The organism is Halomonas sp. ALS9, assembly GCF_001651035.1.
Lineage (GTDB): Bacteria > Pseudomonadota > Gammaproteobacteria > Pseudomonadales > Halomonadaceae > Vreelandella.
This window is the reverse complement of record NZ_LXRG01000022.1, coordinates 1-25,215: the sequence shown is the minus strand read 5'-3', so window position 1 is coordinate 25,215 and position 25,215 is coordinate 1. Positions and strand designations below refer to the sequence as shown.

Genomic DNA, 25,215 nt, shown 5'->3' with positions numbered 1-25,215 from the left:
TCGCCCCTCACTCAATGATCGCCATACTCACGGGAGTAATTAGCCAGTTTTTGGGATTTATCATGGTGAAGGAGCCGACGACTTCTAGCGTTTTCCCGGCTAAATCCTGTCCGGAAATATCGGCAAGCACTTGACGCTTCATTTCGTCATTAAGTGCTGCGCCAACGTCTTGGTATTCGATCTGATTGGTGAAGTCACCAAATTGGATACTGCCGGTTGTATCTCTTAGCGTAGTGCCATTAATGGCTGGACCCGTTTGCAGGCGAATAACGATATCTGAAGGCACATCGGCAACATCTAGGGTGTAAACACCCCCTCGCCCTTCTACAACAACACCTGAGAAAGAGACTGGCACGATATGACCAATGCCAGCAGCGACACCGTATTTCTCACCTGCCGCGCCGGCATCTTGAAGCACTTCTGGCGCTAATACCGCTGCCTCTACGGCGTTATTCTCGACATATGCCTGGATCTCGGGAAATGTGTCCTGAGCAAATTGCTGGGGTGAAAACCCTACCTCACTCTCAAGTTCAGTAAGGCTAATGACTTTGGTATCAAACGCCATGAGTGCAACTAGCACTAAACCACAAGCCGCTGCTACATAGACTTTTATACGCTTATCACCGAGCACCGAATTTAATGTCGCCGACATAATCACTCCGGTTATCATTGTAGTTATAAATAAAAAGCTTCGGCTATTCCCTACGAACCAGGTATTAACACAACCTTTAACGCGTCAGGGTCATTACGCATTAAATCTAGCCCTTGATGGAATTCTGCCAATGGCAGCTTGTGAGTCACTACATTGTCCGTTGGAAAATCACCATTACCGATGCCTTCGATAACAAGTGGGTAGCAATAAGGGCCTAGATGCGCCCCCAGGATATCGAGCTCTTTACGATCGCTAATAATGCTCCAATCAACCGTAACAGGCTCTTTGAATACGCTGAACTCGACAAAACGGCCCAGTTTACGAATCATATAAAGGCCTTGCTCTACCGACTTAACGGCGCCGGTGGCCTCAATATAGATATCGCAGCCATAGCCTTCCGTTATACTTTTCACGTAGTCAACAACATCGACTTCCGCAGGGTTCAGGACAATGTCGGCACCAAACTGTTTGGCAAGTTCTAAGCGCTTGTTATTGAGATCCAGCACGACCAGCTTGGCAGGGCCGGACTTTTTGATCGCGCCTATCATCCCTAGCCCTAAGGTTCCCGCACCGGAGAGTACAACCACATCCCCCAGTTCAATCTGTGCACGTTTAACGGCATGCAATGAACAGGCATAGGGTTCAATAAGAACCGCTTTTTCCATCGGAATCTCGTCGGGCAACTTGTGATTAATGGCTTCTTTGGGAAAGACCATATATTCGGCCATCCCGCCATTCACGTTATGCTGAAACCCGTAGACATCGTGCTTTTCGCACATCCAGTACTGCCCACGTTTACAGAAGCGACACTCCCAACAAGGCACAATTTGCTCAGAGATAACGCGGTCACCGATCTCCAGGTTTTTAACGCCTTCCCCTAAGGCCATCACGTGACCAATAAACTCATGACCTGGAATCATCGGTGCTTTGATATAAGCAGGCTGGGTTTCATCTCCCCAGAAACTAGGGGCGCCTTCATAGGCTTTGAGATCGCCTGCGCAGATTCCGCATGCTTCGACCTTAATCAGAACTTCACCTTCTCCCGCCTTAGGCACGTCCACCTCTTCAAGGCGATAATCACCAGGCGCGTAGGCAACGACGGCTTGCATGGTCAATGGCAGTTCGGCTTGATTGTTGTTATCGGCGTTATGCATTATTCACTCCTAATGTGTCTTGTAGTGCCTAGCTAGCGATGCTCGCATTACAAAAGATCTTATTGTGTACATATGAATTAACTGCCTTAAGCGTAGCCCAGTCAATCCATAATGGAATTTTCTGATCTTATACTTTAGGCCAATAATTCAATTCATTGATTTTTATATTTAAATTTAAAAAATGGAAACTATTTGTTATTTAAGCCATGTAGCAATGATTCTTTAAGCCATGCTATATGTTCTTACATCGTTCAAATGTACATTTTCCAGACAGTCGTTACTGGCATCGTAGCAAGAGGAGGGGGCAAGCCAGGCATGCCAAAAGGCGCGCACACCTCAAGGAGCATGGCAGGGGGCGGCTGGGAGCGATTGGGCGCAATGCGCCCAAGGGTCCTTAAAAGGCAGCGAAGCTTGGATACAAATTAAGCACGCGCCTCTCCTTGAGTCGCCTCATCAAGACGCAGAATGGTGTGGGCATTTGTGACGCTAGTGGCCAGCGTATCGATGACCCCGGTACGCAGCGCACCCAGTATACCGACCGCTTTAGTATTCTCACTGGCGATAGCGATAACGTCTGGAATACGGGTGAGATCCTGGATATTGAGCCCGACCACTCGCCCCTGCATCTGCGACGCAGAAGGCTGCCCATGGATATCGATAAAGTCGTAGCCCATCATATCGCCCACTGTCCCAGAAAGCCGCGCTTCAGCAATCTCCTGGGCGGAAAACCACCCCATACGCACCATATTACTGTCCTCACTCACGTCACCGACACCAATCAAAGCGGTATCTGCGCGTCGAGCACGATCCAGCGTCTGGCGCACGGTGGAATTTTCATACAGCGCATCCCTAAGCTCGCCGTTCTGTACCAGCGCGGGGGCATAAAGCGTCTCACTATCACCGCCAAACCGACTCGCCAAACGTCGACAAATATGATCGGGATTCATATGTTCGCCTGCGCGCAGCGAGCCGCCAATGGCGCACACAAATGAAACCTTTAACGACTCGGAGAGAAAAACATTATCCGCCACTGCGGCGACGTTACGCCCCATGCCAACGGCCACGATCTGGCCATCGGTCAAACTACGCGACAGATGGTCGGCCACTAGACTCGCGACCGACGAGCGCTGCACATCGGGGTCGGCATTATCCAAAGCAATCAATGCTCGCTTCAGGCCAAAGCGCCGTTTGAGCTCCTGCTCAATCTCGATACTAACGGCGGGATGCAGGCGCACGCGAACATCCACTATCCCTTCTGCCTGGGCACGCTTGAGCAGCCGCCCTATGCGCACACGCGAATGCCCGAGCCTATTAGCAATCGCTTCCTGCGTCTCCCCCTGCACATAGTAGAGCGTTGAAATCTCTGTCATTAAGTCTATATCTGCAGCGTCTTGACCATTCATCCTCGGCATCCAGGAGTTGTTGAAGGGCATGTATCATGTCAGCTTGCTTGACACTTTTTCAACACAGGAATCAGCGCCTGAACAATCAGTGCCAATGAAACCGACCCAGCATCGGGTGTACCCACGCTTTTCTCAGCCAATGGGCGTGCGCGGCCCACTCGGGGAATTAACTGCCTGGTAGCCTCAGCCGCCTCACTCGCTATGGGTGCGGCCGACTCCCAGCAAGCCACAGCTCCCTGGCCTTTCTCAGCCTGCAAAGATAGGGCATCAGCAAAAGGCACCAGCACATCGACAAGCGTTTTATCACCCAATTCAGCCTTCCCGAATGCCATCACTTGCTGGCGGGCGTTGACTACACCAGCAGCAAGTCGCTGCCCTGAAAGCGGCTTCTGATTGCCAAGTGATTCCCCCATCGCTTTTAAGATAACCCGCCAGATAGCGCCAGAGGTGCCGCCCGCTTTATCTGACCAGCGCTGCCCAGCCCACTGCAGCACGGTCTCCGCGCCCGCACTTCTATCGCAAGCCTCTTTGGCCGCCTCAAGAGCAGCCTTGCTGCCCCGCTGCATGCCAATGCCGTGATCACCATCGCCAGCCACCGCATCAATCTGGCCCAGCATCTCGCAGTTTGCATTGACTGTATTTGCCAGTACTTCGAGCGCCTCGACAACGCCGAGCGCTAATTGCCGCGAGGCATCGCTAGCCTCGGGAATCTCATCTTGAGTTACCACCTCGACTTCGGCCGGATCCAGCGCCTGTGCTGGCGTCACACTGCCTTTTCGATAGCCCGGCGCATCCGCCGCAGCGATCCACAACGGCTCCATGTGTTTATCAAGCCAGAATAGCGTCAGTGAAACCCCGGCCATATCAAGACTGGTCACCAGCTCGCCCACATCCGGCTCTATGATGGTAACCCCAGCCTCCTGCAGCAATTCGTCAACCTTGCGATAAATAACGAACAGCTCTTCATACTTAACGGTACCCAAACCATTGAGTATCGGCGCCACCCGAGCCCCTTTAAGATTGATACCTTCTGGCACTTCTTCCAATAATCGGGTAACGAGGATCTCTGCCAAGCCATCTGCGGAAGGGATATCCGTCTCGCTAATGCCCGGTTCACCGTGAATCCCCAACCCTATGGCCATCCTGCCTTCGGGCACATGAAAGAGCGAATCGGCTGCGCCCGGTAACGTACATCCTTCGAACGCCACCCCAAAAGAGCGCGTGCAGCGATTGGCTTCTTTCGCCACTTGAACGACTTCTTCCAGTGATAAGCCATTCTCTGCGGCAGCGGCAGCAGCTTTGAAAACGGTTAAATCACCGGCGATGCCCCGGCGCTTATCAATCTCCGCCAAGGGCGCACTGGCGACATCATCAGTGACCAACACGATTTCACAAGCAATACCGTCCGCGATCAAACGCTCGCGCGCCTCGCCAAAGTGCAGAACATCCCCGGCATAATTACCAAAAGAGAGCAGCACGCCACCACCGTTGTTAGCGGCTTTGGCGACGGAGTAGACTTGTTGCGCAGAGGGCGAACAAAACAGATTCCCCATGACCGCCCCATGGGCCAAGCCCTGCCCAACCAGTCCCGCAAAGGTGGGGTAATGGCCGCTCCCGCCGCCAATCACGACCGCAACAGTGCCTGGCTGGCTGCGCGTACTGCGCACAACACCTCCTGGCACAGCCATCAACTTATCGCGATGCGCGGCTACTAAGCCTAAACGGGCTTCTTCTGGAAAATCACTAGGGTCATTAAATAGGCGTGTCATTATTATATCCTCTGGAGTGAGGCCTAACTGCGTGATCACAGTTTGCATGCTGTTGTTATTAATCAGCGTCGACGAATATAAGCGATACCACGATTACTGAGTATTCAGTCGGGACTCATATTCGTCAATTTTTGCTATTTTTAATTCGGAATTACCACCCGCAAAGTTACTACCCAAAAAGGTGGCCACTATTGATTTCGCCAACTCTGGCCCAATCACTCGGGCCCCCAGCGCGACAATTTGGGCATTATTACTGGTGCGCGCCTTTGCCGCTGAGTACGTATCGTGGGCCTGCGCAGCGCGGATCCCGGGCACTTTATTGGCAGAAATAGCCACTCCGATTCCCGTACCACAAACCAGTACAGCACGATCGAAGCGCCCCTCCTTAATAGCCGTAGCCACCTCAAAGGCAATGTCCGGGTACAGCACCGGCTGGGCATTAAAAGTGCCGAAATCTTCAACTTCGTAGCCTAACTCTCGGATATAACCAATGAGAATCTCTTTCAAGTCGTAAGCGGCTTCATCACCGCCAATAGCGACTCTGAGAGGAGGCGTCGCATTAGACATTCATGCTCTCCCTTTCCAGAAAATAGAAACATGGACGACTGACAACGAGGAATACCGCTACACAGCTGCCAGTCGGACCCTATTCAATCTATCACCAACCGAGCATATGTAAAGACATCGATCATAAGATCAAACTGTTTTTTGATAGGGGAAAAAGAAGAAAAAAGCAAAAAAATTTAATAAAACATTGATTTTAATATAAATATACGAAAAAAAACCAATGACCACAGCGCCTTATATTTTTGCATTAAGGGCTTAAAACCTATCCAAGCAGTTCTCTTGTTTGACTAAACTGATGAAAATGATTAATCATCTGATCACTTAATGCACATTATTAACGAGGATGAGTGATGTCACTTCTAACGGGATTACGCGAACACTCACTGGTCGTGGCCGACACGGGCGACTTGGATGCCATAACGCGCTATCAACCACAGGACGCTACCACCAACCCCTCGTTGATTCTCAAAGCCTTCGAGCTCCTTCGCTATCAAGAGATGATCGATAGAGTGCTTGCTGAATCACGCCCCAAGGAGAGTAGCCGGATAGTTGACCAGCTGTCGGTTGCCATCGGCGAGCAAATTGCCAACGTGATTCCTGGACGCATATCGACAGAAGTGTCCGCACACCTCTCTTTTGATACCCAAGCCAGCATCCGCAAGGCCTACGAACTGATTGAGCGCTACGAAAAACAGGGCATTAACCGCAACCGCGTTTTGATTAAGCTCGCGTCAACTTGGGAAGGGATCCGTGCGGCTGAGCAACTAGAGCGTGAAGGCATCAACTGCAATTTAACGCTCTTGTTCAGCGATGCTCAGGCACAGGCCTGCTTTGATGCGGGGGTGTATCTGATCTCACCCTTCGTTGGCCGCGTTAGCGATTGGTACCAAAAGACAACAGGCAAGCAGTTCACCCCAGAAGTCGATCCTGGCGTGCTATTTGTAAAAGGGATTTGCGAGAAGGCTGCCGCTAGTCGTTACGACACTGTGGTTATGGGGGCGAGCTTTCGTACCACCGATCAAGTCTTGGCGCTGGCGGGCTGCCATCGTCTGACCATCTCTCCCGCCCTGTTAGAGCAGCTTGATAGCCTGGAGGGAGAGGTCACCCCCAGCATCCAACCACAATCCGTCACTCATAAAGCATCCACACCGCTATCAGAAGCGGCGTTTCGTTGGCAGCACAATCAAGATGCCATGGCCAACGAGATGTTAGCTGACGGGATCCGCCGCTTCGCCAGCGACCAACAAACATTAGAGTCGCTGATCACTCAACGCCTGGCTGCTCGTGCCTAACGACACGCTACTCAATACAACAACCAAGGTACCACTGATATGAATAACCGATTTGAGCTAGCCAATGCCATTCGCGCCCTCTCCATGGATGCCGTTCAGAAGGCCAAATCCGGCCACCCTGGCGCCCCCATGGGAATGGCTGATATCGCCGAGGTGCTATGGAATGACTACCTCAAGCACAACCCCGAAGACCCCATGTGGGCCGATCGTGACCGCTTTGTGCTCTCCAATGGCCACGGCTCCATGCTGCTTTACTCGCTGCTGCACCTGAGTGGCTACGAGCTAAGCCTGGAACAGCTGCAGAATTTCCGTCAGCTGCACTCGCCCACCGCGGGCCACCCGGAATTTGGCTATGCCCCGGGTATTGAGACCACCACCGGCCCGCTGGGCCAGGGCTTTGCCAACGCCGTGGGCTTTGCCATTGCTGAAAAAACCCTGGCGGCGCAGTTTAACCGCCCGGGCCATACTATCGTCGATCACCACACTTGGTGCTTCCTGGGTGATGGCTGCTTGATGGAGGGCATCTCCCACGAAGCGGCCTCGCTAGCCGGTACCCAGCAGCTGGGTAAGTTGATTGCCCTGTATGACGATAACGGCATCTCTATCGATGGCGAAGTGGAAGGCTGGTTTACCGACGATACCGCCAAGCGTTTTGACGCTTACGGCTGGCACGTGGTGCCCAATGTGGATGGTCACAAGCCTGAAGAGGTGAAAGCCGCCATTGAACTGGCCAAGAGCCACGGCGATAAGCCGAGCCTGATCATCTGCAAGACCATTATTGGCTTTGGTGCGCCCAACAAGCAGGGTAAAGAGGACGCCCATGGCGCCCCTTTAGGTGATGACGAAGTGGCCCTGGCGCGTACCCAGCTCGACTGGCCCCACGCACCTTTCCATATCCCCGAGCCGATCTACTCGGCCTGGGATGCGCGTTCTGCAGGCAAAACCCGTCAGCAAGAGTGGGAGGCACGCTTTGCCCACTATGCTGAAGCCTTCCCCACGGAAGCGCGGGAATTCACCCGCCGCATGAAGCGCCAACTGCCGACGGAACTGCCTACTGAGGCCTTGATTGAGCAGGCCCAAGAGCGCGGCGAGACCATTGCTTCACGCAAAGCCTCCTTTGAAGTGTTAAATGCCATTGGCCCGAAAATGCCAGAGCTGCTAGGCGGCAGCGCCGACCTGGCGCCGTCTAACCTGACCTTTTGGAAAGGCGCCCAGGCAATCACCCCGGAAGATGCCAGCGGTAATTATCTGCACTACGGCGTACGTGAGTTCGGCATGGGCGCGGTCATGAACGGCATCGCCCTCCACGGCGGTCTGGTACCTTACGGCGCGACCTTCCTGATCTTTATGGAGTACATGCGTAACTCGATTCGCATGGCGTCGTTGATGGGCCAGCAGGTGATTTACGTATTTACCCACGACTCCATTGGCTTGGGGGAAGATGGCCCGACTCACCAGCCGATTGAGCAACTGACCAGCCTGCGCACCACGCCTAACTTGAACACCTGGCGCCCCTGTGATGCGGTGGAAACAGCGGCTTCTTGGGATGCGGCGATCAAACGCCACTCTGGCCCCACGGCACTGGTACTTTCACGCCAGAACCTGCCCCATCAGCAGCGCACTAAGGCGCAGCTGGCGGCGATTCAAAACGGCGCGTACGTACTTAAAGACAGCGAGGGCACCCCCGAGTTGATTCTGATTGCTACTGGCTCAGAAGTGGCACTGGCCATGGACGCCGCCGCGGAGCTTGAACAGCAGGGTAAAGCCGTGCGCGTGGTCTCGATGCCATCGGCCTATCGCTTTAACGGTCAGGACGCGGAGTACCGCGAAAGCGTACTGCCCAAAGCGGTGACCAAGCGTATCGCCATTGAAGCCGCCCACGCCGACTACTGGTACAAGTATGTGGGTCTGGACGGCCGCGTGATCGGCATGACCACCTACGGCGAATCCGCACCGGCGGGGGATCTGTTCAAGCACTTCGGCTTTACCGTCGAGAACATCGTCAACCAGGCCAATGAGCTACTGGATTAGTAAGGCTGCGGGATCTCGCCATCGTCGTCATCATCGCGCATGCGCGCCAAGCGATCGGCCTCTTCCTCTTTGGCGTCGTCGATCACTTCCATCAGCTCATCGACGTTGGCAATGTGGGTGTCAGCATCGAAGTGGCCGGAGAGCTTGCTATCCGGGTGCAGTTCGCCCGACTCATAAAGCGCCCACATCTCTCTGCCATACTCGGTATTCAGAATCTCCGGCGCGAACTGGCCGAAGTAATTGCGCATGTTATCCACATCACGATACAGCATCGCGGCCGCGCTGTTATTACCGGCGGCGTCGACGGCCTGGGGCAGATCGATAATCACCGGGCCGGAGGCATCGACCAGCACGTTGAATTCCGACAAATCACCGTGAATCAAACCCGCGCAGAGCATTTTAACCACGTCCTGAATGACCTTGGCGAAGTAGGTCTCGGCCTGCTCTGGGTTAAGCGTTACTTCGTCCAGACGCGGCGCCACATTGCCCTCGGCGTCGCTGATCATCTCCATCAACAGTACACCGTCGACAAAACCGTGGGGCTCGGGCACCCGCACACCCGCCGAGGCAAGGCGATAGAGGGCGTCGACTTCGGCATTCAACCACGCCTGCTCCTGCTCTTTCTGGCCGTAACGGGTTTTTTTGGCCATCGCCCTTGAACGGCGGCTATTGCGCTCTTTACGCCCTTCTTGGTACTGAACGGCCTGTTTGAAGCTGCGCTGCTTAGCCTCTTTGAACACCTTGGCGCAGCGTACTTCTTCACCGCAGCGCACCACGTAGACCTGCGCCTCTTTACCACTCATTAACTGCACCAACACCTCGTCGATCATGCCATCATCGACAAGGGGCTGTAATCGTTTAGGAATTTTCATGGTTAGCTGCGTCGGCTCCTCTTTGGTACGCGTTCAATAACGGATACGGCGAACACGGAAAGCACGCCCTTTTAATTTATCACGCTCAAGTTTGGCCTGAGCTTGCTGGATCACATTGCGCTCAACGGCCACATAGGCACTGCGGGCGAGTACTTTGATTTTACCCACTTGATCGCCGCGTAGCCCACCTTCACTGGTCAGCGCTCCCAGAATATCCCCCGGGCGTAGCTTATCTTTCTTGCCACCGGCTAATTGCAGTGTGGCCATCGGCGGCTCAAACGGCCCCGAGTGCTGGGGTTTAGGCATGGGTTCCGTTTTAATCGCCTGCTCCAGCAACCCTTCCAGCCGCTCCAAACGATAGCTCTCTTTAGGGGTGACGAGCGTACAGGCTATGCCGCTGGCCCCGGCACGCCCGGTGCGCCCTACCCGGTGCACATGAACATCAAGCTCGCGGGCAATTTGGTAGTTAAACACGGCATCCAGCTCGGCGATATCCAAGCCGCGGGCGGCCACATCGGTGGCCACCAAAATAGATACACTCTGATTGGCGAACAGAATCAGTATGCGGTCGCGGTCTTTCTGCTCAAGATCGCCATTCAGCGCCACGGCGCTAAACCCGGCGTCTGTCAGCTGCTCGGCGACTGCTTGGGTTTCGCGTTTGGTATTGCAGAACACCACGCTGGTGGCAGGTCGATAGGTCAGCAGCAGCTGGCGCAGCGCATCGAATCGCGCTTCTTCATTGGCGACGCTATAAAAGTGCTGACGAATGGTGCTGGCATCGTGCACTTCAGCGATTTTGACCGTCACCGGATTACGCACTACCCCGCGGGTCATCTCGGTTAGGCCGCCTGACGACTGCTCATCCGGAAACGTTGCGCTAAACAGCAGCGTTTGGCGGTCAGCTGGGGTGTCGGCAATGATGTCATCAATGGTTGCCTGGAAACCCATATCCAACATGCGATCCGCTTCATCCAGCACCAGCATGGTGAGAGAACCCAGAGCGAGCGAGCCTTTGCGCAAATGCTCGTCGATACGCCCTGGGGTGCCGACCACAATATGTGCCCCGTGCTCTAAAGAGCCGAGCTGCGGGCCAAAAGGCGCACCGCCGCAGAGGGTGAGTATTTTCACATTGGCCATACCGCGGGCCAAACGGCGCAGCTCTTCGGCGACTTGATCAGCGAGTTCTCGGGTGGGGCACAGCACCAGGCCCTGCACCGCGAAGCTCTCCACTTTCAGCTTAGCTAGCAACGCTAAACCAAACGCCGCGGTTTTGCCTGAGCCGGTTTTCGCCTGGGCCAGCACGTCGCGCCCGGCCAGCATGGGCGGCAGGCTTTCCGCCTGCACCGGCGACATTTCGTGGTAGCCAAGGGTGTCTAGATTCGTAAGTAGCGCCGTTGGAAGCGCCAGAGATGCAAAAGAAGTGTCGGACACAGAAAATTCCTGAAGGGGCCGTATTGCCCCGCAAACCTATAATGTGAAGCACCATACCAGAAAGTGCCTCGGGCTGCGCCGCCATCACATCGACATCACGCTGCCAGCGGTACAAATGTAGCCTGAATCAACGTAGCTAAGTCCTTTGGGGAAAGCTCAATCTCAAGCCCGCGGCGCCCTGCACTGACATAAATGCTGGCAAAATGTTCGGCGGAGTGGTCAATAAAGGTGGCTAAGCGTTTTTTCTGCCCCAGCGGGCTAACGCCCCCCAGTACGTAGCCCGTCGTGCGCTCAACTTCCGACGGCTCTGCCATGGCCGCTTTTTTGGCCCCAGCGGCTTTGGCAATCTGCTTTAGGTTTAGCTGCCCTGTGACGGGCACAATGCCCACTGCCAGCTGCTTACCATCCAGCTTTACCACCAGTGTTTTAAATACTTGCTTAACCGCGACGCCTAGTTTTTCAGCCGCCTCCAACCCATAGGAGTGCGCGGTGGTATCGTGATGGTACTCATGGATTTGAAAGGCAATGCCTGCATGTTTTGCACTATTAATCGCCGGTGTCATTTCTCTCTCTTAAGTTAAAAGCGTCAACCAGTAGGAAAATACCACTACCCGCTGCTAGGCTTAATAACGTGACCGAGTTAAGGAAGTCAACTGACAGGAGTCTCAAAATGAAAGCCACTTCAAAAGCTCAGCAGAAAGCTGCTGGGGCAGCCCTTTCCGCTAAACGCGGCGAAACCAAGCCCAGCGAACTGGTAGGCGCCTCTAAAGAGATGTATGACTCGATGAGTGAAAACGAGCTAGAGGAGATGGCGGGCACAAAACGCAAAGGCAATCCGCAGAAGAAAGAGGAGTAATCATTCTATTGGATAGCCCCTTGCCAGCTAAACTTGCCAGCGAAAAGAGACATATAAGAAACAGCGCCAGCTTCAATAAGCTGGCGCTGTTGTGTTGACTTACTAATCGTTACTGCTTGCAAGGCACCACTTTACGCAGGGTATCTTTTGCCCATAACGTTTGACCATCTGGCGTGCGACCGTGCTCGTTCCAGCGTTCGGCGGTTTCCAGGCAGAAAGAGCCGGCGCTTTCAACGCTCGCATCGCGGTTGGCCGGGCGCTCGCCGCCAATCCGCATAACGTCCGGATTGTTGGTGGTGTAACTTGGCGCAATGGTAGAACTAGCACAGCCAGCGACCAGTGCGGTCAGCAGCAGTACGGGTAAACAGCGGCGCAATGGCATGTTTTTACAACCCTCAACGTAGCACTATTAAGCCGACACCCATTGTCGGTAGCGCTTAATAGCACTGCCTTTAATCGGACGTCAATGCTTTTTCACATGCCTTAGCCAGCAACCAGGGTAAGGCTGGTAATCGGGCGTAGATTTAGCCGCTTACATCGTTGCTCGACGCTGTCCACAATCTCCTGGGCGTCGTCGAACTGCTGCTTGTCTAGCTGGATATCCACCATCAGGAAGCTGCCCACCTGGGCCAGGCGCACATCGTCGGCGGTGACATCAAAGTCGGCGACATCCTCCACCACCTCTTGTCGCACGCTGCTGCAAGAGCCGCCAAACATCAGCTCACGTAATGCCCCCTTCACCATGCGAATCGGCATCGGGAGAAAGTAGCCTGCAATGATCAGCACCATGACCGGGTCAGCGAAGCGCGCGTAGCTGGCCCATGGTGACTGGGTTAGCGCCCAGGTAAGCGCAAAGCCCAACATGACGGCGGCACTCAGCCAGGTATCCATTTGCCACTGGCGCAGTTCTGCAGCCAGTAGCGAGGAGCGCGCCACCCGGGCGTAGCGCGCCAGCCACCACCAAGTTAATAGGCAGCCCGTCACATTGACCACGCCAAACATCAGTGCCAAATCCAGCGTGACCAAGCGCCCACCGTCGAGCAGGCTCCACAGGGCTGAGACCAGCGAGACGACACAGACCATCGCGATCACTACGCCTTTGAGCAGCACGGCAAGTGGCTCTACCGTCAGTCGCCCAAAGGGGTAGTGATCATCCGCAGGTTTACGCGCCTGCTGAAGCGCAAATAACGATAACGATGCCAGTATCAAGCTTAACAGCGAGTAGCCACTGTCAAAAAGAATCGTTATGGAACCGCTGGTCAGCCCCAGCGCCAGCCCGGTAAACGCAAACAGGCTAGCGGAAATAGCTGAAAATCTTAGCGCACGGCGCTCGGCAACAAAGGGGGTCACGCGGATAACTCCATCACATTAGTCGAATTGTGGGCCATAATAGTCAGGAGTGATAACAATCACGAATCGCTCAGCGCCAATTTTACTGGCGCTCAAAGGGCTAACCGAGGTAACGATGCGCGCTGAACAGGTACAGGCTTTTATTGATGTCACCGAGCACGGCTCCTTTGCCGCTGCAGCGAGGCATACCGGCCTTAAACGCAGCACGTTGAGCGCCGCCGTCAACGCGCTGGAAGACAGCCTGGGCGTGGCGCTATTCGAGCGTTCGGGCAACAGCCTAACGCTAACCGCCGTAGGCGATAGCGTGCTTCCCGACTGCTACCGCTTGCTAACCAGCGCTAGTCGAATCAAAAAACACTGCCATCAGCACTTACAGGGGGTGGAAAGCCAGCTCGGTATTGCCCGCGATGACGCCTTGCCCGAAGCGTTTTGGCGCCAGGTGATGCACGATTTAAAGCAGCAATTTCCGCTAACCGCGATTTCGGTCTACTTGGTGCCACCCCAGGAACATACTCAGTTTGTGCAGCGCCAGACGGTGGATATTGCCTTTGGCCTGTATACCGCCGAAGGCATCGACGCCAAGGCGGCCAATCTTGCCCCGGTGAGCATGCGCTTGGTGGCAGCGCCCCATCACCCGCTTAGCCGACTGCCCAGCGTTAACCGCGACGACCTGGCCCAGTACACTCAAGTGTGTTTAACCCACGTGCAGGATGACAAACTGATTAGCGAGGCGCTGTTTTCAGGCAATTACCTTGGGCTGACCATGTTTGAAGTCATTCGCGACGCTGTCATCAACGCGACCGGCTGGGCGCTGCTGCCTTACCCACTAATTAAAGGCGCCCTGGAGGCAGGTACGCTGTGCACGCTTAATCACGATTTGGCGTTGGATAGCCATTACTACCGCTATGTTGAAAGCGATAACTGTGGTGTGGTCGCCACCGCGCTATTGAATAAAGTGACGCATTTTTTAGCCACCCTGAATTAAGCCAATGCGAACTTACTGACATATCGTTGAAATCTTTTTTGTGGCAAAAAACGCCAAAGCCTTCCACGCTATTAAAAACAGCTAAATAAGGAGACGCCAGGACACGCCACGTGAGGAACACTGGTAAGTGTCATCTGGGCGTAATACGCACCTGCCAGTGTCGAAGTTGCCGTCAACCAAGGAGTGATTCCAACGATGGTACGACTCGATAAGAAAGCCACTCGGCTGTATGTGTTGGACACCAATGTCCTCATCCATGACCCCACCGCGCTCTACCACTTCGATGAGCACGATGTCGTTATCCCCATGACCGTCCTGGAGGAACTTGATAAGCACAAAAATGGCGTACGTGAAATTGCCCGCACGGCTCGCCAAATCAGCCGTACGCTCTCTGACCTTACCAGCCAAGTCACCTTTGATGAGATCCAACGTGGTATTCCGATTCCCCGGCTCAGCGGCGACACAGGACGCCTGCACTTTTTATGCTACAACGATTTAAAACTCTTTGACGCCCTCGACGATAGCCCCGATAACCGCATACTGGCGGAAACCTGCCGCCTACGCGAAGAACGTCCCGACGCCTCGGTCATCCTGATCACCAAAGATATCAACCTACGCGTTAAAGCCGCCGCGTTAAAAGTGCCTGTTGAGGATTACCTCAACGACCGTGCCTTCTCCGACAGCGACGCCATGATAGAAGGCGCTCAGGTCTACGCCTCTGCAGGGCAAAATGGCGCCTCACTGTGGGAAGCGTTGAATGTCGATGTCACTGTGGAGCGCCTGGATCACCATACTTTCTATCAGCTTACCGGCACTATGCCCCGCAACTGGCACGTGGGCATGCTGGTCTCGGATAGCGAAAACGGCGCTGAGTTCGAAGCGATCATTCGCGAACTGGGCCCCTCTTCAGCACGCCTTCAGCTACTCACTAACTACCGCCACCACGCGGGCGTTTGGGGGGTTCACGCCCACGACAGCCGGCAAAATTTCACCCTCAACCTACTCATGGATCCCGATATTGACCTAGTGACCATTGCCGGTAATGCCGGTACCGGCAAGACCTTTATGACCCTGGCCGCGGCCTTTCAGCAAACCCTGGATGCCAAGCTGTTCGAGCGCATTGTGTTTACCCGCGCGCCGATTCCCATGGGCGAAGACATTGGCTTTTTACCCGGCACCGAGGAGGAAAAAATGTCACCGTGGATGGGTGCCTTCCACGACAATATGGATAACCTGCTGCGCAACGAGGAGGGAGAATCCAGCTGGGATAACGGCGCCACCCGTCAGTTAATTGGCTCGCGGGTACAAATCCGCTCGCCAAGTTTTATGCGCGGGCGCACCTTAAACGACACCTTTTTGATTATTGATGAAGCACAAAACTTTACCCCTAAACAGCTTAAGTCGCTGGTAACACGGGCGGGACGCAATACCAAAATTGTCTGCCTGGGCAATGTCGGGCAAATTGATACGCCCTATCTCACTGCCAACACCTGCGGCATGGCCGCGGTGGTGGAGCGTTTCCGTGATTGGCCCCACGCTGGGCATATCACCTTGAAAAGCGTTGAGCGCTCGCGCTTGGCACTGGCGGCGGAAGAACTGCTTTAACTTCTTTAAGCCCTCTTCTTTAAACCTGCTTGTTAAAACCCACCACCTCCCACCGCTAACAAAGGGTGGGGGTTATTCAGTCTCAGTGTTACCGGTTGAGCCCTTCAATGGCTGAGGGGCGCCAATGGTATCCGCGGCAAACGCCTCCCGCTCACCCAACGGGCGCGCCTCGCCAATGGTGGTGTCGGTGAAGGTTTGGCGCTCCATCTCACAGTTAACTTCCGCACCAAACAGCACCACAAAGGCGGAGAGCCAGAACCATAACATTAGCGCCACCACCGCTCCCAATGAGCCGTACAGCTCACTAAAGGTAGAGAAGTAGCGCACATAGAGCGAAAGCCCGCCGGAACCTAACAGCCACATCACCGTTGCCAACAGCGTGCCATAGCTTAACCAGCTCCACTGGGCTGAACGTCGATAGGGCGCGTAGCGGTAGAGCAGCGCAATCAGCATACTCATCATCAACAATAGTGCAGGCCAGCGCAGCCACTGCAGTATTCGATTCAGCGGTTGGTCAATCGCCAGGGCGTTGACGACCACCGGCACGATAGCAATAAAAGCCAGCGAGACCAGGGTCATAAAAATCAAGCCAAAGGTCAGCGATACCAATACCGTACTGCGATGTAACAGGCTGCGCTTTTCGCTTTCGCCGTAGACTACATTAAGGCCAATCACCAATACCGCCACCCCTTTGGAAGCGATAAACATGGCAATCAGCAACCCGGCGAGAGCACCTAGAAAGTTACCTGACTCCGCACTCTCAACGACCTGTTGGGCCTGCTTATCGATTAACTCGGCAGCATCCGGTGGCATAAAGCGGCTAATTTCGTACAACTGCTGGCCAGCTTCATAAGGATCAAACAGCAACCCCCAAAGAGAAATGACCGCTGCAATGGTAGGAAACAACGCCAATAAGGCGTAGAAAGCCACACCGGCGGCCAGCATAGTAAGGCGGTTACGGCGCGCGGCGCGCACTACCCGCCAGGCAATATCCTGCCAGCCACGTTGCGGGATATCAGCGGGTACCTGCGCGCGGCGACCGCGCGAGAGCTTACTCATAGCAGGCTCCTGACAAGCACATTGCAAACAGTCGTCTCATCGCTGGCCTTCCCACATCAGTAGCGCCGCAAGCAATACGGCAAGCACCATCATCAAGCCACTGGCATGGTGACGCAACCAGGACTCGGCCGATAACAGCCGCGTTAAATGCCCCATCAACGTTTCTTCGGTTTGTTGTGCGGTTGCCACGCTCGTCGCTTTCATCTGGGCGCAGCAGTGCCCGAACCAGCGTAATGGCACCAGCACAGCGACTACAATACCCGCGTAAAGCCACCATAGGTCGCCTGCGGGGAGCGATTTACCCTTCAGCGGCCGCGTTAGTAGCCAGCCCATCGCGGCGAACACAACCCCTACCGGCAAGGGCCACATGATTCCGAGCCACTCTTTCAGCAGCGGTATCTCGATGCTTCCTGCAGGAAGGGGAAGCCAAAGCGGCGTTAACAGCGCTGCAGCGATGGCGACTAACCAGGCACTCCACTGCTCGCGGTTACTGCCCCCTTGATGGCGCTGCTGCCACTGACGCCATAAGGCAACACTCACCAGTGCCGCAGTGCCAACTGCAGCCCAACTGAGCAGTTTGATCAAGGACTCATGGTGCATTTCATAGAGCGGACTCTTCACGCCCCACTTGCTGACCAGGCCTGCGCCAATGGTACCTGCCAATGATATTCCCGGAAGCGCTAGCAATGCCCATATCAACGGCAGCGGCCAGCGGGGTAGGTGCTCGCTGATACTAGTACCCATAAACAATGCGCCTTTGGCCAGCGCGTGATGGGCAGCAAACAGCACCAAGCCTGGCCATAGCAGCGGCCATACCTCTGGGGCGACTAAGCCCATGGCCACCAGCGCGGTCATCATGCCCATCTGGCTGATACTGGAGTAGGCCAACACGGCTTTGGGATGGCGCTGAAAAACCCCATACAGCGCGGCGCCAAAGGCAGCCGCAAGCCCCGCCATCAGCATCAGGTTGCCAAACTGGGCTAGCGATGATGACACCTGTTCATCACCCAGCGGCAGCACACTGATCCAGCCCAATAGCCCTGCCTTAATCATCGCCCCACTCAGTACCGCACTGGCGGGCGCCGGTGCCACCGGGTGGGCCAGTGGTAGCCATACGTGCAGGCCGATAACGCCTGCTTTCACACCAAAACCCAAGCACAGCAAAGTGGCCATCCATGCGCCTTGCTCAGCGACTAAAATACCTTCGCGTACCCCTTGTAGCGTAAGCGTATCGGCTTCCCCGGCCGCCCAGAGAAAGCCACCAAGAATAAGCCCTTCTCCCACCACGGCTAATATCAAATAGGCCTTTGCCCCCAGCCGTGCTTCCTGTGAACCGCTATGCACTACGAGGGCGTAGGCGGCGAAGGTCATCAGCGCAAAGCCTAGATAAAAGCTGGCGATATCCTGGGCAATAATCAGCAGCACGTTGCCGAGCAGCGTCAGCGGCCACAACAGCGCCAAGCGCAACAGGCGCCGCTCGGCGTCTTGATCACCGTCCTGAGCCTTCGCCTGCTCCGCTGCAAAATAGCCCCTGGCATGAAACGCCGCCAGGCTCCAGAGCAGCGCGGTAAACGCAAGCCACGGGCGGCTTAGCGAGTTTAGCGGCCATTCACCGCCCAGCATCCAGGCATCCATCGTCCACTGCGCTTCGCCGCCGTAGGCTAACAGCAGCGCTGGCCAACTAGCGCTTAGCCATAGCACCGAAAAGTAGCCACGCCGGGCAGCGGAAATGCGATAGGCGTTACATAGCGTCCAGCCGACGACGACCAGTGGCCAAAGTAGCGTCAGGGCGAGCAGCAGCGTCATCATGGCAGGTACTCCCCGATGGCTACCCGAGCCGCCCAATCCAAGGGGCTAAAGGGAAGCCCGGCAAATAGCCCAGCGCCCAGGCTGGCCATGGCGGTAAACACCATGGGCAAAAGCAGCCAGCCATGGGTTTCAAAACGGCCTAGACGCTGCTCTTTGGGCCAACTCCCTTTGCCATGGGAGGGCCCTGAACGGAACCATAAGCGGTGCACAATGGGTAAAAAGTACATGGCATTGAGTGTGCTGCTCGCCACTAGCACAGCGACGACCCAGTACATCTCAGCCTGAATCGCGCCAACCCCGAGATACCACTTGGTAATAAAACCCGCCACCGGGGGAAGGCCAATCATGCCTAACGCGCCGATAGTAAATGCAATGCTGGTCAACGGCATGCGCTTACCGGCGCCGTCCATTTCATCGATGCGATGAATCCCCAGCTCTTCGGCATAGTTACCTGCACAGAAGAACAGCGTGACCTTCATTAGGCCCTGATGCAGCAAGTGGGCTAAAGCACCAACGGTGCCAAACGGGCCGAATAAGCCTATACCGAGTATGACGTAGGAGACCTGGCTGACGGTGGAGAACGCTAGGCGTGGTTTGAGCTCCTCTTGAGCAATCGCCCTTAACGAGCCATAGATAATCGTAATAGAGGCCGCTACCGCTAAGGCGGTGATAACGCCCAGCTCCACGCTCAGCTCAATGCCAAACAGGTCGTAAACCACCCGCAAAATGCCAAATGCGCCCGCCTTCACCACCGCGACCGCGTGCAGCAGCGCACTCACCGGTGCGGGGGCCACCATCGCTCTGGGTAGCCAGCCGTGCAGCGGCACCATGGCCGCTTTTACCGCCAACCCGCCTACCAAGAGGGCAAATATCAGCGTTAGCAGGCCGCGGTGATCGTTCACATAGTCGCCCAAGCCTTCTTCTGAAGAGAACGATTGATCCCCGGTCAGGCTATACAACAGCACCGCCCCCAGTAGCAGCACCACACCGGCGCTTAGCGTATAGCGTAAATAGACACGTCCCGCATTGAGGGCTTGCTGCGTCCCCTTGTGAACCACCAGTGGGTAGGTGGAGAGCGTCAACATTTCGTAGAAAATCAGAAAGGTAAACAGGTTATCGGCGAGGGCAATGCCGATGGTGCTCGCAACGCACAGGCTGAAAAAGCCAAAAAAGCGCTTCCTGTTGGCAGAACCTTCCAGATAGCCGATGGCATAAACCGTGGTGCATAGCCACAGCAGTGACGATAACCCGGCGAACATCACCCCTAGCGCATCGCTGCGCAGTACGAAATCAACACCCCCGACTACCTGAAAGCTAAAAATATCCTCATGACCTGCGGCTACTCGCCTGACCATCAGCATAACCAAAATAATCTTAACCACTGCCGCCGCGAGGTTGATCGTGGTGCGTAGTCGTCTGGCGTCTTCCGGCAGCGCAAAAATAATCACCACCACCAGGAGCGAGGTCGCCAAAGCGGTCAGCGGTAACCAGGCGGCGTTCATGGGCTACCTCCATGCATCAATTCCAGCGGAAAATGCGCCAATAGTCCTAGGGCGAACGCAATCAGGGCCAGCGTTAGTGCGATCAGATCCATACCGGGCGCCAGAGGTTGGTAACGATGGCGAGGAGCTGTTTCGTCAAACGAGTAACGAAACAGGCGGAATATATAGGCCGCGGTTAATAGCGTGCCGGTTAATAACGCCGCCACCGCCCACCACTGCTGGGTGATGATCATCGCTTGCAGCAGCATCCATTTGGCCGTAAAGCCAGCACTGGGCGGAAGGCCCATTAGCGTGATAGAGGCGATGCCAAACACCAGCAGTGACAGCGGCAAACGGCGGCTGGTACCCGCCAAGCCTTTGAGCGTGCTCTCACCGGTGGCCAGTATTAGGTTGCCTGCTGCCATAAACATGGCGGCTTTGGCAAAGGCGTGGCCCATTAGCTGCAGCCAGAACCCTTCCCAAGCTAACGCCCGGGGCAGCGGTTCGATATTTGGCCCCAGCAGCAGTGGAAAAGCCACCATCAGGTAGCCCAACTGGGCCACGGTGGACGAAGCAACCAGGGTTTTAAGCGAATCAGTACGCCATGCCAGCAATCCGCCCCATACAATCGCCAGTAGGCCTAACCAGGCGATAACACGCGGGGCGTAGAAGGTTTCAGGGAGTAGAATGCTCCACAGCTGCAGCAGTATAAACAGCGACGCTTTGATCACCAGCGCGGCATGCAACGCGCTCACGGGTGTCCAGGCACTCTCATGCACCGGGGTCAGCCAGGCATGCAGCGGAAACATTGCCGCTTTTAAGGCCAGACCAGTGCCGATCAGGGCGGCGGCGAACCATGCCACCGGGCCAGGCTCTATAACATCAGCCAAGCCCTGCAGATCCAATCGACCCCAGTGGCCTAAAATCAGCGCGACCCCGAGTAGATAGGTGAGCGAGCCTACCAGCGCCAACAGCAAATAGCGCATTCCCGCCACTAGCGCGGGCACCTTTCCCGATAACAGCAGCATACCCACCGCCGCCAAGCCCATCAGTTCCAGTGCTAGGTAAAGGGTCAGCAGATCGGTGGCCAGCCAAATTAACGACAGCGCACTCAGCACAACGCCCATCAGCGGCCACAGCCAGCGTGCCAATGGCCCGGCTTCGCTTAAGCGCAGATAGCCAGGTGTATAAAGCGCCGCAGCAACGCCGATCACCTGGGTCATTAACAGCAGCAGCACGCTCAGCCCGTTTAAGCGGAGCGATAAGTGAACACCGGCTATTTCCCACTGCCAACGGAGCAGACCCGCCTGGTCATAAGCAGATAGCAACATCCACCCGGACGCCAATATTGGCAGGCTCGCCAGCGCAACGGGAAAGGCTCGTTTAGGAGGAAATAGTGCAGCTAAGAGACCTAGCAGCAGCGGCAAGCCAAGCGCAGCTAACAGCGCCCAATGGGTGCTAGCAAGAGGTTCAAAGGTGCTATCGAAAAGGCCAAAGCGCCAAATCATGTAGCGCTCTCCTTGCGCTTACCGTCGCGCCCTAAGGCTTCGACCCCTTCCAGATGCAAAAGCTGTCTAATCAGCAGCGCACCCAGCATGCTTCCCAGCCAGGCGACTAGCAGCCCGACGCTAATTAACGCCTGGGCAGACGCCGAGGTGCCCGCCACACCGGCCAGCAGCATAAATACCCCCGAGCCGAGAATATTGAACGCTAGCAACCGGCGCAGCAAATGGCGATGTAATGCAAACGCCCCCAGAGCGCTGGCGGCAATCACCACGCCCGCAAGCAGCAGCGGATGCTGTGAAGGTGAATACGCCATGTCAGCGATAACATAGCGAATGGCGGCACCGACCATGACAAACCAGGCCAGCGCCAAGAACACGCGCATCGCCACCCGCGGCCAGGGCTCGCTAAATCTATCCCGCTCGAGAGGGGATGAAACGCCGGGTAAAACGTGGCCCAGGGCATAAAAAAAACAGGCCCCGGTTAGCGCAACGCCCAACACCAATTCGACAGCGGCGAGCCAGGGAGCCTCTAGCCACCACCAAGCCAGCGTCATTGAAGCCGCAAAGGCGACAAAAAAGCAGCAGGCACGCAGCAAGTGGCGATCAAACAGGCACACTAGTGCCGACGCCGTCAGGCACAGCGCCAGCAGTATTTCCATTGCATCAAGAGGTTTCATCGCATCAAAGAAAGCTATCATTCGTTTTCGCTACATCCTTGCATCGGTCACGAATAGGAATAGGCGCTTAGTTTAGGCGAGAACTCAACCATTTGCCGATATCATTGACCTGCTGGGGGCAGAGCGCATGGGCCATAGGGTATTGGCGATAGTTGACCGCGTAGCCCATCTCTTTTAAGCGCTCGGCGCCGCTACGTCCCAGGCTTTCAGGCACAATGGGGTCAAAGTTACCGTGCTGAACTTCCACAGGAATCTGGCGGTTAGCTTCTGCAAGGTCGATATTGTCGGCGGTCGCGAAGTAGGTCGACATGGCTAACAAGCCACCCAGCGGCGCGGGAAAAGTCAACGCGGCGTGGTAGGCAACCGCGCCACCCTGCGAAAAGCCCGCGACAATAATGCGCTGGCTATCGATCCCCTGGTCAATCTGCTCTTGAATCAGCGCTTGGATGCGCTCAGCGGATTTCTTGAGCTGAACCTCATCAACCCGACGCCCCAAGTCCATGGCGAGAATATCGTACCAGGCGGGCATCACCATGCCGCCATTAATCGTCACCGGCAGGCGTGGCGCATGGGGCATGATAAAGCGCACGTGGGAATCTTTTGGCAGCGCCAGTGCTGGCACCAGCGGTTCAAAATCGTGCCCATCCGCGCCTAAGCCGTGAATAATGAACACACAGGCATCGGCGGGTTGACCATCTTTCGGCTCAATAATCAGTTCGCCAGGAGCAGTCATAACGTCGTATTCCTTATGCAAAAAGGGCCACCCTAGCGCAAACCTGCGTTAACAGCGAGCGGGAGAGCGCCTAAAATAGTCACAGCCCACTTAAAAAGGCCATACCAGGGGAATTAACACCAGCGCTATGGCACCTGTCAGTATATTTAATCCACTGCCCAGGCGTAGAAAATCGCTCACCCGGTAACCCCCAGGGCCATACACCATCAAATTGGTTTGATAGCCGATGGGGGTTAAAAAGCTCGCCGAGGCGGCAAACATGACGGCCACCACATAGGGCATTGGGCTAACGCCCAAGCTTTCCGCGGCGCTCATCACCACCGGGAAAATAATCACCGCCGCAGCGTTATTGGTGACCAGCTCGGTAAGCAGCGCCACCACGCAGTAAGTGCCGATTAACAGCAACAGTGGATTACCCGCCACCAGAGTCAATACTCCGCCACCGATCGCCCCGGCAGCACCGGAACTCTGCAACGCCGCCCCCACCCCAAAGGAGGCGGCAATGGTGAGCAGTACCTGGGTATCCAAGCCGCGCTTGGCAGCGCCCACCGAACAACAGCCGGTCATCAACGCCAATGCGGCACCCAGCATGGCCGCGTTAAGCATGCTCAACACACCGAAAGCGGCGAGTAGCACGGCACCTAACAGCAGGCCCCAGGCGAGCGGCGCTTTTTCATGGATCGGCCGCGCCGCGCCATTGAGTTCACTGATCAGCAAAAAGTCCCGTGACTGGCGGTGACGCTCAATAAACGGGGGCCGCGCTTCCAGCAGCAGCACATCGGCGGGCTGCAGCCGCACCTGCCCCAGATTGCCCTTAACCCGTTCACCGCCACGGCAGATCGCCAGCACGGCGGCTCCATACAAGGTTCTAAAGTGGCCATCGCGAATTCGCTGGCCAATAAACTGGCACTGGTTAGACACCACCGCCTCAACCAAGCGACGCTCTTTAAACTCCTTCTCCAAACTGGAAGTGCCATCCCGGGAGGGGATCAAACCGCGGATTTGCTGCAGCTCCACCGCCGCATCAGAGGTGCCTGCAAATACCAGCCGGTCACCACCTTTGAGTTGTTCGCCAGGCCCCACCACGCTGACCACGTTACCCTCGCGCTCAATCTCGACCAGAAACAGCTCTTGTAGGTGGCGTAGTCCTGCCTCTTCGACGCTGCGATCCACCAGCACACCTGCCGGGTCGACTTCCATTTCAATGGTAAACTCTCGCGGGTTGGCGAACGCATTGGCCAGCCCCTCCCGAGCGGGCAACAGACGTGGCCCTAACAAAATGAGATAGGCAAGTCCTGCTACGGCTACAGGAACACCCACCCAAGCCAAATCCAACAGCCCCATGCCAAGCTCTGGGTAGCGCTCCAGCAGCAACCCATGCACCACCAAGTTGGTGCTGGTACCAAATAGCGTGATGGTGCCACCCAGGATAGAAGCGAAACTAAGCGGCATCAGCAGCCGCTGGGGAGACAAGCGCAGCCGACGGCTCCAGCTCATGACCGCGGGGATATAGGTAGCAACGACGGGGGTATTATTGACAAAGCCACTAAGCGAGGCTACCGGCAGCAGCAGTCGAACCAGCGCGCCCCGCTCGCTTTTGGGCCGTTTGAGCACATAGCGAATGATCAGGTCGATGCCGCCGGTTTCGCGAATACTGGCGACCAGTACATACATAAACGCCACGGTAAACAGGCCGCTATTAGAGAAGCCCCCCAGCGCCTGCTGGGGGTCAATCACCCCCAGCGTCATTAGCACAATAACCGCGCCCAACAAAATAATATCCGGCCCCAGGCGTGAAAAGGCCATCAACGGGAAGATGGTGAGCACCACCCCTACCGCTATCCAAGCATCCAGCGACATAACCAACACATCCTTAACAAATAAGCATGAGGGTATTGTGAAGCCAATCTTATATTCTAAAAAGTTATTTTTAGAACCATTTAAAGATCAAAATGGAATATATGTGTGAGGTGTGAGGTGTGAG

22 protein-coding genes are annotated in these 25,215 nt (G+C 55.6%); 5 read left to right on the top strand and 17 right to left on the bottom strand.

Translation table 11 applies throughout. The features are described 5' to 3' along the window. Positions 1-7: 7 nt before the first annotated feature. The 5 genes from A6R74_RS00855 to A6R74_RS00835 form a co-directional block, all read right to left on the bottom strand. The gene (locus tag A6R74_RS00855) at positions 8-652 is read right to left on the bottom strand and encodes a DUF2291 family protein (protein ID WP_064232484.1); all 645 of its coding nucleotides are present in this window, start codon (positions 650-652) and stop codon (positions 8-10) included. Positions 653-702: 50 nt separating this feature from the next. Then, positions 703-1,806 (bottom strand): MDR/zinc-dependent alcohol dehydrogenase-like family protein, encoded by a 1,104-nt coding sequence (locus A6R74_RS00850; protein ID WP_064232483.1) that lies wholly within the window; start codon positions 1,804-1,806, stop codon positions 703-705. 422 nt (positions 1,807-2,228) lie between these two features. Next, a complete protein-coding gene (locus A6R74_RS00845) occupies positions 2,229-3,209 on the bottom strand; it encodes a sugar-binding transcriptional regulator (RefSeq protein ID WP_240488127.1) in 981 nt (326 codons plus the stop codon). Positions 3,210-3,247: 38 nt separating this feature from the next. Continuing rightward, positions 3,248-4,978, bottom strand: a complete 1,731-nt coding sequence (locus A6R74_RS00840) for a dihydroxyacetone kinase family protein (protein ID WP_064232482.1) — start codon at positions 4,976-4,978, stop codon at positions 3,248-3,250. A 93-nt stretch (positions 4,979-5,071) separates the two neighbouring features. Beyond that, complete coding sequence (locus tag A6R74_RS00835) at positions 5,072-5,545, bottom strand: RpiB/LacA/LacB family sugar-phosphate isomerase (protein WP_064232481.1); 474 nt, start codon at positions 5,543-5,545, stop codon at positions 5,072-5,074. Between the two features lie 350 nt (positions 5,546-5,895). Between A6R74_RS00835 and tal the strand changes: the two genes are divergently transcribed. Further along, complete coding sequence (gene tal, locus A6R74_RS00830; RefSeq protein WP_121499337.1) at positions 5,896-6,837, top strand: transaldolase; 942 nt, start codon at positions 5,896-5,898, stop codon at positions 6,835-6,837. 39 nt (positions 6,838-6,876) lie between these two features. Beyond that, entirely contained in the window at positions 6,877-8,868 is a 1,992-nt protein-coding gene (tkt, locus tag A6R74_RS00825; RefSeq protein ID WP_064232479.1) for a transketolase, read from the top strand. Here the strand turns inward: tkt and A6R74_RS00820 are convergent. The 3 genes from A6R74_RS00820 to ybaK form a co-directional block, all read right to left on the bottom strand. Further along, positions 8,865-9,740, bottom strand: coding sequence for a PA4780 family RIO1-like protein kinase (locus A6R74_RS00820; RefSeq protein WP_064232478.1), 876 nt, complete (start codon positions 9,738-9,740; stop codon positions 8,865-8,867). The two genes, tkt and A6R74_RS00820, sit on opposite strands and share 4 nt — an antisense overlap. Positions 9,741-9,773: 33 nt before the next feature. Further along, complete coding sequence (gene dbpA / locus A6R74_RS00815; protein ID WP_064232477.1) at positions 9,774-11,171, bottom strand: ATP-dependent RNA helicase DbpA; 1,398 nt, start codon at positions 11,169-11,171, stop codon at positions 9,774-9,776. A gap of 95 nt (positions 11,172-11,266) precedes the next feature. After that, complete coding sequence (gene ybaK / locus A6R74_RS00810) at positions 11,267-11,734, bottom strand: Cys-tRNA(Pro) deacylase (protein ID WP_064232476.1); 468 nt, start codon at positions 11,732-11,734, stop codon at positions 11,267-11,269. Positions 11,735-11,841: 107 nt separating this feature from the next. Between ybaK and A6R74_RS00805 the strand changes: the two genes are divergently transcribed. Beyond that, positions 11,842-12,027 (top strand): DUF3008 family protein, encoded by a 186-nt coding sequence (locus A6R74_RS00805; protein WP_064232475.1) that lies wholly within the window; start codon positions 11,842-11,844, stop codon positions 12,025-12,027. A gap of 109 nt (positions 12,028-12,136) precedes the next feature. On the opposite strand, the gene A6R74_RS00800 is transcribed toward A6R74_RS00805, so the two are convergent. Then, complete coding sequence (locus A6R74_RS00800; RefSeq protein WP_064232474.1) at positions 12,137-12,409, bottom strand: hypothetical protein; 273 nt, start codon at positions 12,407-12,409, stop codon at positions 12,137-12,139. 101 nt (positions 12,410-12,510) lie between these two features. Beyond that, entirely contained in the window at positions 12,511-13,377 is an 867-nt protein-coding gene (locus tag A6R74_RS00795) for a cation diffusion facilitator family transporter (RefSeq protein ID WP_064232473.1), read from the bottom strand. A gap of 115 nt (positions 13,378-13,492) precedes the next feature. Here A6R74_RS00795 and A6R74_RS00790 point away from each other — a divergent pair, with 115 nt between their 5' ends. Both A6R74_RS00790 and A6R74_RS00785 read left to right on the top strand, forming a co-directional pair. Further along, positions 13,493-14,362 (top strand): LysR family transcriptional regulator, encoded by an 870-nt coding sequence (locus A6R74_RS00790; RefSeq protein WP_064232472.1) that lies wholly within the window; start codon positions 13,493-13,495, stop codon positions 14,360-14,362. A 195-nt stretch (positions 14,363-14,557) separates the two neighbouring features. Next, positions 14,558-15,967 (top strand): PhoH family protein, encoded by a 1,410-nt coding sequence (locus A6R74_RS00785; RefSeq protein ID WP_064232471.1) that lies wholly within the window; start codon positions 14,558-14,560, stop codon positions 15,965-15,967. A gap of 72 nt (positions 15,968-16,039) precedes the next feature. Here A6R74_RS00785 and A6R74_RS00780 read toward each other — a convergent pair whose 3' ends face one another. The 7 genes from A6R74_RS00780 to A6R74_RS00750 all read right to left on the bottom strand — a co-directional run bounded on the left by A6R74_RS00780 (position 16,040) and on the right by A6R74_RS00750 (position 25,091). Then, the gene (locus tag A6R74_RS00780; protein ID WP_064232470.1) at positions 16,040-17,026 is read right to left on the bottom strand and encodes a YihY/virulence factor BrkB family protein; all 987 of its coding nucleotides are present in this window, start codon (positions 17,024-17,026) and stop codon (positions 16,040-16,042) included. Between the two features lie 36 nt (positions 17,027-17,062). Next, positions 17,063-18,835, bottom strand: a complete 1,773-nt coding sequence (locus A6R74_RS00775) for a complex I subunit 5 family protein (protein ID WP_064232469.1) — start codon at positions 18,833-18,835, stop codon at positions 17,063-17,065. Beyond that, on the bottom strand, positions 18,832-20,337 hold the full coding sequence (locus tag A6R74_RS00770) for a complex I subunit 5 family protein (RefSeq protein ID WP_064232468.1): 1,506 nt from the start codon (positions 20,335-20,337) through the stop codon (positions 18,832-18,834). Before A6R74_RS00770 ends, A6R74_RS00775 begins: the two co-directional genes overlap by 4 nt. Further along, positions 20,334-21,824 (bottom strand): complex I subunit 5 family protein, encoded by a 1,491-nt coding sequence (locus tag A6R74_RS00765; RefSeq protein ID WP_064232467.1) that lies wholly within the window; start codon positions 21,822-21,824, stop codon positions 20,334-20,336. Before A6R74_RS00765 ends, A6R74_RS00770 begins: the two co-directional genes overlap by 4 nt. Then, complete coding sequence (locus tag A6R74_RS00760; RefSeq protein ID WP_082906536.1) at positions 21,821-22,519, bottom strand: hydrogenase subunit MbhD domain-containing protein; 699 nt, start codon at positions 22,517-22,519, stop codon at positions 21,821-21,823. Before A6R74_RS00760 ends, A6R74_RS00765 begins: the two co-directional genes overlap by 4 nt. A gap of 46 nt (positions 22,520-22,565) precedes the next feature. Further along, positions 22,566-23,231 (bottom strand): alpha/beta hydrolase, encoded by a 666-nt coding sequence (locus A6R74_RS00755; RefSeq protein WP_064232466.1) that lies wholly within the window; start codon positions 23,229-23,231, stop codon positions 22,566-22,568. Between the two features lie 90 nt (positions 23,232-23,321). Next, positions 23,322-25,091, bottom strand: a complete 1,770-nt coding sequence (locus tag A6R74_RS00750) for an SLC13 family permease (protein ID WP_064232465.1) — start codon at positions 25,089-25,091, stop codon at positions 23,322-23,324. Between the last annotated feature and the right edge of the window lie 124 nt (positions 25,092-25,215).

Bases quoted from the DNA above. Each gene is read 5' to 3' on its own strand.
- A6R74_RS00765 (WP_064232467.1), bottom strand. From the start codon at position 21,824: ATGATTTGGCGCTTTGGCCTTTTCGATAGCACCTTTGAACCTCTTGCT.
- ybaK (WP_064232476.1), bottom strand. From the start codon at position 11,734: ATGACACCGGCGATTAATAGTGCAAAACATGCAGGCATTGCCTTTCAA.
- A6R74_RS00790 (WP_064232472.1), top strand. From the start codon at position 13,493: ATGCGCGCTGAACAGGTACAGGCTTTTATTGATGTCACCGAGCACGGC.
- tkt (WP_064232479.1), top strand. From the start codon at position 6,877: ATGAATAACCGATTTGAGCTAGCCAATGCCATTCGCGCCCTCTCCATG.
- A6R74_RS00770 (WP_064232468.1), bottom strand. From the start codon at position 20,337: ATGAACGCCGCCTGGTTACCGCTGACCGCTTTGGCGACCTCGCTCCTG.
- A6R74_RS00800 (WP_064232474.1), bottom strand. From the start codon at position 12,409: ATGCCATTGCGCCGCTGTTTACCCGTACTGCTGCTGACCGCACTGGTC.
- A6R74_RS00775 (WP_064232469.1), bottom strand. From the start codon at position 18,835: ATGATGACGCTGCTGCTCGCCCTGACGCTACTTTGGCCACTGGTCGTC.
- A6R74_RS00845 (WP_240488127.1), bottom strand. From the start codon at position 3,209: ATGAATGGTCAAGACGCTGCAGATATAGACTTAATGACAGAGATTTCA.
- A6R74_RS00835 (WP_064232481.1), bottom strand. From the start codon at position 5,545: ATGTCTAATGCGACGCCTCCTCTCAGAGTCGCTATTGGCGGTGATGAA.
- tal (WP_121499337.1), top strand. From the start codon at position 5,896: ATGTCACTTCTAACGGGATTACGCGAACACTCACTGGTCGTGGCCGAC.
- A6R74_RS00840 (WP_064232482.1), bottom strand. From the start codon at position 4,978: ATGACACGCCTATTTAATGACCCTAGTGATTTTCCAGAAGAAGCCCGT.
- A6R74_RS00850 (WP_064232483.1), bottom strand. From the start codon at position 1,806: ATGCATAACGCCGATAACAACAATCAAGCCGAACTGCCATTGACCATG.
- A6R74_RS00805 (WP_064232475.1), top strand. From the start codon at position 11,842: ATGAAAGCCACTTCAAAAGCTCAGCAGAAAGCTGCTGGGGCAGCCCTT.
- A6R74_RS00750 (WP_064232465.1), bottom strand. From the start codon at position 25,091: ATGTCGCTGGATGCTTGGATAGCGGTAGGGGTGGTGCTCACCATCTTC.
- A6R74_RS00755 (WP_064232466.1), bottom strand. From the start codon at position 23,231: ATGACTGCTCCTGGCGAACTGATTATTGAGCCGAAAGATGGTCAACCC.
- A6R74_RS00820 (WP_064232478.1), bottom strand. From the start codon at position 9,740: ATGAAAATTCCTAAACGATTACAGCCCCTTGTCGATGATGGCATGATC.
- A6R74_RS00855 (WP_064232484.1), bottom strand. From the start codon at position 652: ATGTCGGCGACATTAAATTCGGTGCTCGGTGATAAGCGTATAAAAGTC.
- A6R74_RS00760 (WP_082906536.1), bottom strand. From the start codon at position 22,519: ATGATAGCTTTCTTTGATGCGATGAAACCTCTTGATGCAATGGAAATA.
- A6R74_RS00785 (WP_064232471.1), top strand. From the start codon at position 14,558: ATGGTACGACTCGATAAGAAAGCCACTCGGCTGTATGTGTTGGACACC.
- A6R74_RS00780 (WP_064232470.1), bottom strand. From the start codon at position 17,026: ATGAGTAAGCTCTCGCGCGGTCGCCGCGCGCAGGTACCCGCTGATATC.